The organism is Bacteroides sp. AF34-31BH (assembly GCF_003602795.1).
Taxonomy (GTDB): domain Bacteria; phylum Bacteroidota; class Bacteroidia; order Bacteroidales; family Bacteroidaceae; genus Bacteroides; species Bacteroides uniformis.
In genome coordinates this window covers 146,705-160,896 of record NZ_QTLV01000010.1, presented here as the reverse complement: position 1 = coordinate 160,896, position 14,192 = coordinate 146,705, and the positions used below count along the sequence as shown (strand labels likewise).

Below are 14,192 nucleotides of genomic sequence, written 5' to 3'. Positions count from 1 at the left end.
AATGAATTGTTCTTCGATATCGGATTACACTCATACTTTGGATTTAGTGGTGGCACTCGGAGGGATACCGAGTGCCTTTTCTTTCTCCTTTCCAGACGATTATCCCCGTCATTACCAATCCACTAAATTCCAAAGTAATGAACAACAAGAAGAAAAACGAGGGTCAGACCGACTTTTCCTATTACGGTCTGTACCTGCTGGACTACCTCCGCACAAACAAGTTTGAACAGGCTTCCGACGATGCCTTCATCCGGGAGCGTGCCGACCGTGCCGCCGAAACGTATGAGCGTTCGCGGCTCGAAGGCTATCCGCCCGAAGGGGCGCAGGAGTTGGCGATGGACACGCTCCTGCGGGGGCTTCGCTATTCCAAGTACGCCATCCTCCGCGAAGTCGTGGAAAACGAGTTTGCCGGTGAAGTGCCGGAAAAGAAACGCGAAGCCTTCATCCGAAAACTGCTGCCGCCTGTCGGTAATGTATTCTCCGTCTATGACCTTTCGGACGACAACTTCGCCCTGTCGCCCGAATACGACCTGCTCTATACGGAGCTGACGGGAGCCGTCGTCCTTTATATCGACGAGTATGGCGTTTAACCGCAAACAACGGCTGCGGGACAACATCGAGGCGATACGGACGGCATTCATCCTTGAGAGGGAACGGAGGACGGCAACCGCCGAGGAACAAGCCATACTTCGGAAGTATTGCGGTTTCGGCGGGTTGAAGTGCATACTGAACCCGGCAAAGGAACTGACGGATGCCGTGCATTGGGCGAAATCTGACCTCGAACTGTTCGCCCCGACGGTGGAGCTGTACAGGCTGGTGCGTGAACACAGCAAGGACGAAACGGAGTACAAGCGGTACGTGGATGCCATGAAGCAGTCCGTGCTGACCGCTTTCTACACCCCGCCGGAGATAACCGGCACTATCGCGGATGTACTGCATGAACACGGCATACGTCCCGACCGTGTGCTGGAGCCGTCGGCGGGTGTGGGCGCATTCGTGGATGCCGTGCTGGAAAACAAGCCGGACGCGGACATCATGGCTTTCGAGAAAGACCTGATGACGGGCAAGATATTGGGACACCTGCATCCCGACCAAAAGGTAAGGGTGCAGGGATTCGAGAAGATAGAGAAGCCCTTCACGGACTATTTCGATCTGGCAATATCGAACATCCCGTTCGGTGACGTGGCTGTGTTCGACCCGGAGTTTACGGGAAGCCAAGACCCCGCAAGGCGTTCCGCACCGAAGGCAATACACAACTATTTCTTCCTGAAAAGCCTTGACGCGGTGCGTGAGGGCGGCATCGTGGCGTTCATCACCTCGCAGGGGGTGCTGGACGCACCGTCCAACGCACCCATACGCGAGTATATGATGCGTAATGCCAATCTGGTGGGTGTCGCACGCCTGCCGAACAACCTTTTCACGGACAACGCGGGTACGGAAGTGGGCAGCGACCTTATTATCCTTCAAAAGAACAGCGGCAAGAATGGGGAGCTGTATTATAACGAGAAACTTTTCATGCAGACCGAACAGACCCCTATCGGCACTTCTGTAAACGGGTATGTATGGAGCATCAGTTCTCTTTCCAATACAGATTTAATCAGAGGCACAGACCCTTATGGCAAACCTGCCTATCAACTTATACACCGGGGCGGCATCGGACAAATGGCGGATGACTTGCGGGAACATCTGAATATTGAGTTACCCCAGTTAGACATAGAACTATATGAAATGCACAACCTGCATCCGGCACAGGTAAAAAACACAGTGACGGAACCCATTTTCACACCGGTTGTCACTCCTGAAATACAGCCTCTTACAGAAATGGCAGTGAAGCCCGAAGCGGTAACACCGCAGCCGGAGGAAGAAAAGCCGGAGATAGAGCCGCGCCGCCCCGATTATTCAGCAGGCGTGCAGCTCTCCCTGCTCGACCTTTGGGGCATGACCGAGGAAGTCCGCAAGCAGGAAGCACCCGCCAAGAAGAAAAAGACAGCGAGAAAGGAAAGCACGGCAAGGCGTATGTCCCCCAAACCGCAGGCGCAGGTTACGCCGAAGGTTACGACCGCACCGCCGCCGTCTGCCGCACTGCTGACGGAGAACAGGGACAGCCATGAAACAAAGTCGGTGAGTGTCGCAGCCAAAGCCGATCCGGATGATATTTACGCCACTTTGGATTGGGATACCAACCCGCCCATCAACGGCTTCTATGAAATGATGATGGACCTCACGCCGGAGCGACGCAAGGAGCTTCGCAGGCTGGCGGCACAGCATCAGGAGAAACGGCAGCATGTCACGGGCGTGAAAGCCGCACCGGAGCAGGAAACACGGCGACCCAAAACACAGCCGGAAATTGCCGCCAATCCTGCCGCTCCCGCAACGGAAACGGCTGCAACCTCCCTTTTCCCCGAAATGGAAGCGGAAAAACCGAAGGAGGAACCTCTCTACCTTTCTCCCCGTCCGTTCAACGGTCTGCTGGAGCCGCACTACCGTGACGGCTCTATGGTACTGGATGCGTCACGCAATCTCGGCTATTTGAAAGACCTCACGCTTTACGGCGCGACATTCCAACCGCTTGACCTGACCGGCTACCAGAAGGAGAAAGCGATGTTGTATGTGTCACTCCGTGATTCATACGAGCGGCTTTACCGCTACGAGGCGGAGTACCACGATGAAGGGTCTGCGCAACGCGGAGCGTTGAACACCTGCTACGATGAGTTTGTCATGCGCTACGGCAACCTCAACGCCAAGCAGAACGTGAAACTGGTGATGATGGATGCAGGAGGACGCGACATCCTTTCGCTGGAACGGGCGGAGGACGGCAGGTTCGTCAAGGCGGATATTTTCGAGCGTCCCGTTTCTTTCTCGGTGGAGAGCCATGCCAACGTCAGCTCTCCCGAAGAGGCGTTATCCGCATCGCTCAACAAGTTCGGCACGGTCAATCTTGATTATATGCGGGAGATAACCGACAGCACGGAGGAGGGATTGCTTGACGCCCTCAAAGGACGCATCTTCTACAACCCGCTCGTAACCGGTTACGAGATAAAGGACAGGTTCATCGCCGGGAACGTGATAGAGAAGGCGGAGCGCATCAAGGCATGGATGGGCGACAACCCTGAAAACGGACGTATGCCGGAAGTGAAGCAGGCGTTGGAGGCTCTGAAAGAAGCCGAGCCGCAACGCATCTCCTTTGAGGACCTTGACTTCAACTTCGGGGAACGCTGGATTCCGACGGGCGTGTACGCTGCTTATATGAGCCACCTTTTCGACACGGACGTGAAAATCGCCTACTCCGCAAGCATGGACGAGTTTTCGGTGGCGTGCGGCTACCGCACCATGAAAATCACGGACGAGTTTTTAGTGAAGGGCTATTACCGGAACTATGACGGCATGCACCTTCTGAAACACGCCCTGCACAACACCTGTCCCGACATGATGAAGTCCATCGGCAGGGACGAGCATGGCAACGACATCAAGGTGCGCGACAGCGAGGGAATACAGCTCGCCAACGCCAAGATTGACGAGATACGAAACGGCTTCTCCGAATGGCTCGAAGAGCAGTCGCCACAGTTCAAGGAGCGGCTGACGACGATGTATAACCGCAAGTTCAACTGTTTCGTGCGCCCGAAGTATGACGGCTCGCATCAGACTTTTCCCGACCTCAATCTGAAAGGGCTGGCAAGCCGGGGCATCAGGAGCGTCTATCCCTCGCAGATGGATTGCGTCTGGATGCTGAAACAGAACGGCGGCGGAATTTGTGACCACGAGGTTGGAACCGGCAAGACGCTGATAATGTGCATCGCCGCGCATGAAATGAAGCGTCTGAACTTGGCGCACAAGCCGATGATTATCGGGCTGAAAGCCAATGTTGCGGAGATTGCCGCCACCTATCAAGCGGCATATCCCAACGCGAGGATTCTGTACGCTTCGGAGAAAGACTTTTCGACCGCCAACCGCGTGCGTTTCTTCAACAACATCAAGAACAACGACTACGATTGTGTCATTATGTCGCACGACCAGTTCGGCAAGATACCGCAGTCGCCGGAGTTGCAGCAGCGCATCCTGCAAGCGGAGCTTGACACGGTGGAGGAAAACCTCGAAGTGCTGCGCCAGCAGGGAAAGAACGTATCGCGGGCGATGCTGAAAGGTCTGGAGAAGCGCAAGCATAACCTTGAAGCGAAATTGGAGAAGGTGGAACACGCCATAAAGTCACGCACGGACGACGTGGTGGACTTCAAGCAGATGGGCATCGACCACATTTTCATTGATGAATCGCACCAGTTCAAGAATCTGACTTTCAACACGCGCCACGACCGTGTGGCGGGATTGGGGAACAGCGAGGGAAGCCAGAAGGCACTGAACATGCTCTTTGCTATCCGCACCATACAGGAGCGCACGGGCAAGGACTTGGGGGCGACCTTCCTCTCCGGCACGACTATCAGCAACTCGCTGACTGAGCTGTACCTGCTGTTCAAGTACCTGCGCCCGAAGGAGCTGGAACGGCAGGACATTCGATGTTTTGATGCGTGGTCGGCGATATTTGCCAAGAAGACAACGGATTTTGAGTTCAACGTGACGAACAACGTGGTGCAGAAGGAGCGTTTCCGCTACTTCATCAAAGTGCCGGAGCTTGCCGCCTTCTATAATGAAATCACGGACTACCGCACGGCGGAGGATGTGGGCGTGGACCGTCCCAACAAAAACGAGATACTGCACCACATACCGCCCACGCCGGAGCAGGAGGACTTCATACAGAAGCTGATGCAATTCGCCAAGACGGGCGACGCCACCCTGTTGGGCAGACTGCCGCTTTCGGAAACGGAGGAAAAGGCGAAGATGCTTATCGCCACGGACTATGCCCGGAAGATGGCACTCGACATGCGCATGATAGACCCGCATTACGAAGACCACCCCGACAACAAGGCGAGCCACTGTGCCAAAATAATCGCGGAGTATTATCAAAAATACGACGCGCAGAAAGGCACGCAGTTCGTTTTCTCTGACTTGGGGACTTACCAGCCGGGCGATGGGTGGAACGTCTATTCGGAAATCAAGCGCAAACTGACGGAGGACTACGGCATACCGCCAAGCGAGGTGCGCTTCATTCAGGAGTGCAAGACCGACAAGGCTCGGAAGGCGGTGATAGATGCCATGAACGCCGGGACGGTGCGTGTGCTGTTCGGCTCCACCTCCATGCTCGGAACGGGTGTGAACGCACAAAAAAGGTGTGTCGCCATCCATCATTTGGATACGCCTTGGCGACCGTCCGACCTGCAACAGCGTGACGGACGGGGAGTTAGAGCAGGCAACGAGATTGCCAAGCATTTTGCCGGGAACAACGTGGATGTCATCATCTATGCGGTGGAAAAGTCACTGGACAGCTACAAGTTCAACCTGCTGCACTGCAAGCAGACGTTCATCTCGCAGCTCAAAAGCGGGGCGATGGGCGCGCGTACCATCGACGAGGGTGCTATGGACGAGAAATCGGGCATGAACTTTTCGGAGTACATGGCGTTACTATCCGGCAATACCGACCTTTTGGACAAGGCGAAACTGGAAAAACGTATCGCCTCGCTCGAAGGGGAACGCAAGTCGTTCAACAAGGGCAAGCGTGATTCGGAGTTCAAGCTGGAATCGAAGACCCGCGAGCTGGGCAACAACACAGCTTTCATAGATGCCATGACGGAGGACTGGAACCGCTTCCTCTCTGTGGTGCAGACCGACAAGGAGGGCAATCACCTTAATATAATAAAGGTGGACGGAGTGGATTCCGCCGATGAGAAAGTCATCGGAAAGCGTTTGCAGGAGATAGCCAAGAATGCCACGACCGGAGGGTTGTACACGCAGGTTGGAGAGTTTTACGGTTTCCCGATAAAGGTGGTCAGCGAAAGGATACTCAAAGAGGGATTGGAGTTTACCGACAACCGCTTCGTGGTCGAGGGGAACTACAAGTACACCTACAACAACGGGCATCTGGCGCTGGCTGACCCGTTGGCCGCCGCCCGCAACTTCCTCAACGCGATTGAGAGAATCCCCTCCATCATCGACCAGTATAAAGCGAAGAATGAGGTCTTGGAACGTGAGATACCGCAGTTGCAGGAGATAGCAGGCAAGGTGTGGAAGAAGGAGGAAGAACTGAAACAGTTGAAGTCCGAACTTGCCGCCCTTGACCGCAAGATACAGCTGGAACTTGCGCCGCCTACACCCGAAATCACCGAAAAGGAGCATGAAGGGCAACAGGTCAAACCGGAAGCGAAAGGTGTGCGAAACGGTATCAGGCAATATCCCGAAGATACATCACCGCAAATACGCAATCCATCGGAAAGTATTATCGCCAATCACACCATAACTGGGCATCCGGGGCTGTATGCCAAGGAGGAAACCCGGTCCAAAGGATTGAAAATATAACCTTAGGAATTTTATCTGAAGTATTAATAAGGGCTATCCCAAAAGGTCTAAAAGTAAATTTTATCCTTTCTGCAAGTATCTGTAGGATGGCAACTGCATTTTTTTTCTTTTTGGGCAGCCCTTATTAAAATTTATTCTTATTTTAGGTTATATACATTCATGTCCATTTATGTAAAAAATCCTGCTGACCTTGTTTATGTCTTGTCAGTCACCATTTGCAAAACCATATTTGACCCTCAAAGAGGCTGAATTTGATAAGCAACTTGCTACATACTCATAATAAGGAGCTAAATAGAACACGAATGGGAAATACTCAAATGCCAAACTAAAGAAGATATTGGCCAAAATAAACGTTATACCGAGAGAGAAACTTGATTTTTTTCAACTTCCTAAAACGTTGTTGTTCAAACATTTCTACTTATTTGTACTTACCAGTTGAACCTACGCTTCCCTAATAAAATGTCTATGGTAAAAAGTTAAAAAATCCTCCCACTTTTGTTAGATATATTTTTTTGTGTAATTTTGTAATCGTTATGCGGCAGTAATAATATACATATTAATACGAGTTAGTAATCCTGTAGTTCTCACATGCTACGAGGAGGTATTAAAAGGTGCGTTTCGACAATGCATCTATTGTAGTATATTATTGCTTAATCCAAATGAATATTATAAATTTAGGAATTCTTGCTCACATTGATGCAGGAAAAACTTCCGTAACCGAGAATCTGCTGTTTGCCAGTGGAGCAACGGAAAAGTGCGGCCGTGTGGATAATGGTGACACCATAACAGACTCTATGGATATAGAGAAACGTAGAGGAATTACTGTTCGGGCTTCTACGACATCTATTATCTGGAATGGAGTGAAATGCAATATCATTGACACTCCGGGACACATGGATTTTATTGCGGAAGTGGAGCGGACATTCAAAATGCTTGATGGAGCAGTCCTCATCTTATCCGCAAAGGAAGGCATACAAGCGCAAACAAAGTTGCTGTTCAATACTTTACAAAAACTGCAAATCCCGACAATTATATTTATCAATAAAATTGACCGTGACGGTGTGAATTTAGAGCGTTTGTATCTGGATATAAAAACAAATCTGTCTCAAGATGTCCTGTTTATGCAAACTGTTGTCGATGGATTGGTTTATCCGATTTGCTCCCAAACATATATAAAGGAAGAATACAAAGAATTTGTATGCAACCATGACGACAATATATTAGAACGATATTTGGCGGATAGCGAAATTTCACCGGCTGATTATTGGAATACGATAATCGATCTTGTGGCAAAAGCCAAAGTCTATCCGGTACTACATGGATCAGCAATGTTCAATATCGGTATCAATGAGTTGTTGGACGCCATCTCTTCTTTTATACTTCCTCCAGAATCAGTCTCAAACAGACTTTCAGCTTATCTCTATAAGATAGAGCATGACCCCAAAGGACATAAAAGAAGTTTTCTAAAAATAATTGACGGAAGTCTGAGACTTCGAGACATTGTAAGAATCAACGATTCGGAAAAATTCATCAAGATTAAAAATCTAAAGACTATTTATCAGGGCAGAGAGATAAATGTTGATGAAGTGGGGGCCAATGATATCGCGATTGTAGAAGATATGGAAGATTTTCGAATCGGAGATTATTTAGGTACTAAACCTTGTTTGATTCAAGGGTTATCTCATCAGCATCCCGCTCTCAAATCCTCCGTCCGGCCAGACAGGTCCGAAGAGAGAAGCAAGGTGATATCCGCTCTGAATACATTGTGGATTGAAGACCCGTCTTTGTCCTTTTCCATAAACTCATATAGTGATGAATTGGAAATCTCGTTATATGGTTTGACACAAAAGGAAATCATACAGACATTGCTGGAAGAACGATTTTCCGTAAAGGTCCATTTTGATGAGATCAAGACTATCTACAAAGAACGACCTGTAAAAAAGGTCAATAAGATTATTCAGATCGAAGTGCCACCCAACCCTTACTGGGCCACAATAGGGCTGACGCTTGAACCCTTGCCGTTAGGGACAGGGTTGCAAATCGAAAGTGACATCTCCTATGGTTATCTGAACCATTCTTTTCAAAATGCCGTTTTTGAAGGGATTCGTATGTCTTGCCAATCTGGTTTACATGGATGGGAAGTGACTGATCTGAAAGTAACTTTTACTCAAGCCGAGTATTATAGCCCGGTAAGTACACCTGCTGATTTCAGACAGCTGACCCCTTATGTCTTCAGGCTGGCCTTGCAACAGTCAGGTGTGGACATTCTCGAACCGATGCTCTATTTTGAGTTGCAGATACCCCAAGCGGCAAGTTCCAAAGCTATTACAGATTTGCAAAAAATGATGTCTGAGATTAAAGGTATCAGTTGTAATAATGAGTGGTGTCTTATTGAAGGGAAAGTTCCATTAAATACAAGTAAAGACTATGCCTCAGAAGTAAGTTCATACACTAAAGGCTTAGGCACTTTTATGGTTAAGCCGTGTGGGTATCAAATAACAAAAGGTGGTTATTCTGATAATACCCGTATGGAAGAAAAGGATAAACTTTTATTCATGTTTGAAAAATCAGTATCATCAAAATAATGGAACGATCCAGGAATTTCTATAAGACAATACGGTTGGGGTATATACTTATCTCCGTTCTTATCGGATGTATAGCATATAATAGCTTCTATGAATGGCAGGAGATAGAAGCATTAGAACTTGACAATAAAAAAATAGACGAGTTCCGAAAAGAGATAAACAATATCAATATTCAAATGATAAAATTCTCTCTATTTGGTGAAACAATACTGGAATGGAACGATAAAGATATCGAACATTACCATGCACAGCGTATGGCAATGGACAGTATGCTCTGCCGTTTCAAAGCTACCTATCCGGCAGAGCGTATAGACAGCGTACGCCATCTTCTCGAAGATAAGGAACGGCAGATGTGCCAAATCGTGCAGATACTTGAACAGCAACAAGCCATCAACGATAAGATAACCCGTCAAGTACCCGTAATCGCGCAGAAAAGTGTGCAAGAACAACCCAAGAAACCTAAACGAAAAGGATTCTTGGGCATCTTCGGCAAAAAGGAAGAAGCGAAACCAACTGTGACTACCACGATGTACCGTTCCTTTAACCGGAATATGAGAACCGAACAACAGGCGCAAAGCCGTCGCTTATCGGTTCATGCCGATAGCCTTGCCGCACGAAATGCGGAACTTAACAGGCAACTGCAAGGACTGGTTGTTCAAATAGACGGGAAAGTACAAACTGACCTACAAAAGCGGGAAGCCGAGATAACAGCCATGCGGGAACGGTCGTTCATTCAGATTGGGGGCTTGACAGGGTTCGTTATACTGCTACTGGTCATATCATATATCATCATACACCGAAATGCCAACCGCATCAAGCGATATAAACAGGAAACCGCAGATTTAATCGAGCGACTGCAACAAATGGCAAAGCGAAACGAGGCACTGATAGCCTCTCGCAAGAAAGCCGTACATACCATTACCCATGAATTACGCACACCGCTGACTACAATAACGGGCTATGCCGGACTGATACCAAAAAACTTCGATACGGATAAAACCGGGATGTATATCCGAAATATTCAGCAATCCTCCGACCGTATGCGTGAAATGCTTAATACTCTTCTGAGTTTCTTCCGGCTGGACAACGGCAAGGAACAGCCTAATTTCTACACGTGTAGGATTTCATCAATAGCGCATACGCTCGAATCAGAGTTTATGCCAATTGCCATAAACAAGGGACTTGCTCTTACTGTGACGAATCACACGGATGCTGTTGTCTTGACCGATAAGGAACGTATTCTACAAATTGGAAATAACCTGCTGTCAAATGCCATCAAGTTCACTGAGAACGGTGGCGTTTCTCTGACAATGGGGTATGATAACGGTTTGCTGAAGCTAATCGTCAAAGATACAGGAACGGGCATGACCGAAGAGGAGCAACAACGTATATTCGGTGCGTTTGAACGTCTGTCAAACGCCGCCACAAAAGACGGCTTCGGACTGGGATTGTCCATCGTGCAGCGTATCGTGGCAATGCTCGGCGGTACAGTACGGCTGGAGAGCGAAAAAGGTAAAGGTAGCCGTTTCACAGTGGAAATACCCATGCAGACAGCTGAGGAACTGCCGGAACAGATAAATAGAACACAGATTCATCATATCCGTACATTCCATAATGTTATTGCCATCGACAATGACGAAGTGCTGCTTCTGATGCTGAAAGAAATGTATGCACAGGAGGGAATACACTGCTATACCTGCACCGATGCTGCGGAGCTGATGGAAATGATACGTCGGAACGAATATAGTCTGCTGCTGACGGATCTGAATATGCCGGATATAAACGGTTTCGAGTTGCTGGAACTGTTGCGCACTTCCAACGTTGGCAATTCAAGGGATATCCCGGTAGTCGTGATAACAGCTTCGGGCAGTTGCGGCAAAGAGGAACTTATAGAACATGGATTCACAGAATGCCTGTTCAAGCCGTTCTCCATATCTGAACTGATGGAGATTTCAAATAAATGTGCCATGAATGCGGCACAAAATGAAAAGCCGGATTTCACATCCCTGCTATCCTACGGCAATGAATCCGTCATGCTGGAGAAACTGATTACGGAAACCGAGAAGGAAATGCAGGCGGTTCGGGAGGCGAAACAACGGAAAGACCTTCAGGAGCTGGACGCCCTTACACACCACCTGCGCAGCTCGTGGGAGATACTCCGTGCCGACCAGCCGTTAAGGGAACTTTATAAACAGCTTCATGGAAGTGCCGCTCCCGACTATGAAGCATTGAACAAAGCCGTGACTGCCGTATTGGATAAGGGTTCGGAGATAATCCAACAGGCAAAAGAAGAAAGGAGAAAATACAACAATGGTTAAAACAAAAATCATCGTGGTGGAAGATAATATCGTGTATTGCGAATTTGTCTGCAACCTGCTGGCACGTGAGAAATTCCGTACAGTGCAGGCTTTCCACCTCTTGACAGCGAAGAAACATCTGCAACAAGCCGCTGACGGTGACATAGTGGTTTCAGACCTTCGCTTACCTGACGGCAACGGTATCGACCTGCTTCGTTGGATGCGCAAGGAAGGCATGACGCAGCCGTTCATCATTATGACCGACTATGCCGAAGTGCATACGGCTGTGGAAAGTATGAAACTCGGCTCGCTGGATTATATACCCAAACAGCTTGTGGAGGACAAACTTGTCCCATTACTCCGCACCATATTGAAAGAACGCAATGTCGGACGGAGCCGTATGCCCGTGTTTGCTCGTGACGGTTCAGCCTTCCGGAAAATCATGCACCGGATAAGGCTGGTAGCACCAACTGACATGAGCGTACTGATATTCGGTGAGAACGGCACGGGCAAGGAGCATATCGCCCACCATCTGCATGACAAAAGCAAGCGTTCTGGCAAACCGTTTGTGCCTGTGGACTGCGGATCGTTAAACAAAGAGCTTGCTCCATCGGCATTTTTCGGACACGTCAAAGGCGCATTCACCGGTGCGGACAGTGCCAAGAAAGGATATTTCCATGAAGCCGAAGGCGGCACGCTGTTTTTGGACGAGGTGGGCAACCTTGCACTGGAAACCCAGCAGATGCTTCTGCGTGCCATACAAGAGCGGCGATACCGTCCCGTTGGTGATAAAACGGATAGAAGTTTCAACGTCCGTATCATCGCAGCCACCAACGAGAATCTGGAAAAGGCGGTCAATGAAAAGCGTTTCCGTCAGGACTTACTGTACCGTCTGCACGACTTCGAGATAACCGTACCGCCATTGCGTGACTGTCAGGAGGACATCATGCCGCTGGCGGAGTTCTTCCGCGAGATTGCCAACAATGAATTGGAGTGCAAGGTTAGCGGATTCAGCTCCGAAGCACGGAAAGCGTTGCTGACCAATTCATGGCCGGGCAACGTGCGCGAGCTTCGGCAGAAAATCATGGGTGCGGTGTTGCAGGCTCAGACGGGACTTGTCACAAAAGAGTATCTGGAGCTTGGGATAACCGAAACAACCTCTGTTACCGGCTTCTCCCTACGCAACGACGAGGAAGATAAAGAGCGGATTATACGCGCTTTGAAGCAGGCTGACGGGAACCGGAAGGTCGCCGCCGAACTGCTTGGAATAGGCAGAACAACACTCTATAACAAGCTGGAAGAATATGGATTGAAGTATAAATTTGAGCAATCATAGCCCGCAATTCGCTGAAAATGGCTATCTTTGCATGACATATTAGAAGGTAACGGCGATTGGCAGAGCCTTTTGCCGCCTATATATAACATAAGACCGCAAGGCGTTTCGAGCGAAAATCTGGTAAATTGACACTACGGAGACGATTGCGTGATGCTTATGCTATGCCTACGCATAGCGTGCATTCACGTACTCTCCGTAAAAGGCTTTACCAGAGCCGTCGCTTGAAAGTAGTGTGATTTGCACGCTACTTTTTTGCCCTTGCCCAACGAAAGGAAACGATAATGGGTAAAGTACAGATTCTTGCCGTCCTCACGATGGACGGTTGTCAAAGCTCCGAGTTATGTTGCAAAGCGTATAAGGAACTGCGCCTTGAAGATTGCGGTATCAATGAGATAAGGGAAAACGCCCTTTATCATATCACACCGGATTATTCCATCTCCATGCTTGACGAATGGCGGAAATCCACAACAGACATCTGCTATCTGGCGGAAGTCACTCCTGAAAAAGCGGACTACATCAACGGGCTGCTGCGTATGCGTGTGGTGGATGAAATCATACTTTACACGATTCCTTTCATTGCCGGAACGGGAAAGCGTTTCTTCCAATCCGCCTTGCCGCAGGAACAATGGACGCTGACCTCACAGAAGGTGTACCGCAACGGAGTGGTCCGCCATATCTATAAAGCGTGCGTTTGATGTCCATAAAATGGACGAATGTTCAGCAAATGAACACTTTAAGCTGAATACAATTCCTTTCAGATAAATAAATCGCGAAATTATCACTCTGAAATCCAGCACCTTGCAGAGAGCGTGCCGGATTTTTTATTTTATGGACACGCTTTTTGCCAATCATATTCATGTGCGCATACCGAAAAACAGAGTGTAAAATTTCAAAATTGACAGGACATGAATTATTTCTTATTGACGGAAACCGAGTTCTTCCGTCGTATAAACGAAGCCGGGGACTGCAATATGGAAACGGCATACACGGCTTTCGCCACGCAAGTGATCGAACTATGCAACGGCAATGTGGACACCAACCGCACCATCATCGCGCTGGCTTACATTGAAATCGAGTTGCAGCACCATCCCGTGCGCAATCTTCCCGAAGAAAAGAGGGAGGTTGCAGCCTACATCAGCAAGGCACTCTCTTTCGTTAGGAAGATGCAGAAGTTCCTTGCCGCTCCCCAAGTGCCACCACTAATCCCCATCCGTACATCCTCCGACAACACAACCGAAAGTCCCGCTCCACCCCTGCAATGGACGGGCAACGCCATCGACCTCGTGGAACTTATCTACGGCATCAACGAGATGGGCTGCATCAACAACGGCAACATGCCGCTTAAACAGCTCGCCCCGCTCCTCTACAAGATTTTCGGGGTCGAATCAAAGGACTGCTACCGCTTCTATATCGACATCAAACGCCGGAAGAACGAAAGCCGCACCTATTTCCTTGACAGGATGCAGGAGAAACTGAACGAGAGGATGCTCCGCGACGAGGAAATGGAACGTTTGAGAAAATAATCCTGTACCAATGATGAATCAGGGGGTGACGTTATGCCACTCTCTGATT

General features: G+C 49.1%; 7 protein-coding genes. All 7 read left to right on the top strand.

The window, feature by feature from the left end; translation table 11 throughout:
• The first annotated feature begins 137 nt into the window (after positions 1-137).
• Positions 138-590, top strand: coding sequence for a DUF1896 domain-containing protein (locus DWZ67_RS15060; protein ID WP_073342369.1), 453 nt, complete (start codon positions 138-140; stop codon positions 588-590).
• Positions 580-6,402: an N-6 DNA methylase gene (locus DWZ67_RS15055; protein ID WP_073342373.1), complete on the top strand. Its 5,823-nt coding sequence runs from the start codon at positions 580-582 to the stop codon at positions 6,400-6,402. The genes DWZ67_RS15060 and DWZ67_RS15055 overlap by 11 nt, the downstream gene beginning before the upstream one ends.
• A 659-nt stretch (positions 6,403-7,061) precedes the next feature.
• Positions 7,062-8,987 carry a tetracycline resistance ribosomal protection protein Tet(Q) gene (gene tet(Q) / locus DWZ67_RS15050; protein WP_073342757.1) on the top strand — a complete coding sequence of 642 codons (1,926 nt, stop codon included), beginning with the start codon at positions 7,062-7,064 and terminating at the stop codon, positions 8,985-8,987.
• Positions 8,987-11,305, top strand: coding sequence for an ATP-binding protein (locus tag DWZ67_RS15045; RefSeq protein ID WP_073342377.1), 2,319 nt, complete (start codon positions 8,987-8,989; stop codon positions 11,303-11,305). Before tet(Q) ends, DWZ67_RS15045 begins: the two co-directional genes overlap by 1 nt.
• Positions 11,298-12,620, top strand: coding sequence for a sigma-54-dependent transcriptional regulator (locus tag DWZ67_RS15040; protein ID WP_073342381.1), 1,323 nt, complete (start codon positions 11,298-11,300; stop codon positions 12,618-12,620). The genes DWZ67_RS15045 and DWZ67_RS15040 overlap by 8 nt, the downstream gene beginning before the upstream one ends.
• 281 nt (positions 12,621-12,901) lie before the next feature.
• Entirely contained in the window at positions 12,902-13,315 is a 414-nt protein-coding gene (locus tag DWZ67_RS15035; RefSeq protein ID WP_073342384.1) for a dihydrofolate reductase family protein, read from the top strand.
• Between the two features lie 210 nt (positions 13,316-13,525).
• A complete protein-coding gene (locus tag DWZ67_RS15030; RefSeq protein ID WP_073342387.1) occupies positions 13,526-14,143 on the top strand; it encodes an RteC domain-containing protein in 618 nt (205 codons plus the stop codon).
• The last annotated feature ends 49 nt before the right edge of the window (positions 14,144-14,192 follow it).

Excerpts from the sequence above, each read along its gene's own strand:
- DWZ67_RS15060 (WP_073342369.1), top strand. The coding sequence starts at position 138 with ATGAACAACAAGAAGAAAAACGAGGGTCAGACCGACTTTTCCTATTAC.
- DWZ67_RS15055 (WP_073342373.1), top strand. The coding sequence starts at position 580 with ATGGCGTTTAACCGCAAACAACGGCTGCGGGACAACATCGAGGCGATA.
- DWZ67_RS15045 (WP_073342377.1), top strand. The coding sequence starts at position 8,987 with ATGGAACGATCCAGGAATTTCTATAAGACAATACGGTTGGGGTATATA.
- DWZ67_RS15040 (WP_073342381.1), top strand. The coding sequence starts at position 11,298 with ATGGTTAAAACAAAAATCATCGTGGTGGAAGATAATATCGTGTATTGC.
- DWZ67_RS15035 (WP_073342384.1), top strand. The coding sequence starts at position 12,902 with ATGGGTAAAGTACAGATTCTTGCCGTCCTCACGATGGACGGTTGTCAA.
- DWZ67_RS15030 (WP_073342387.1), top strand. The coding sequence starts at position 13,526 with ATGAATTATTTCTTATTGACGGAAACCGAGTTCTTCCGTCGTATAAAC.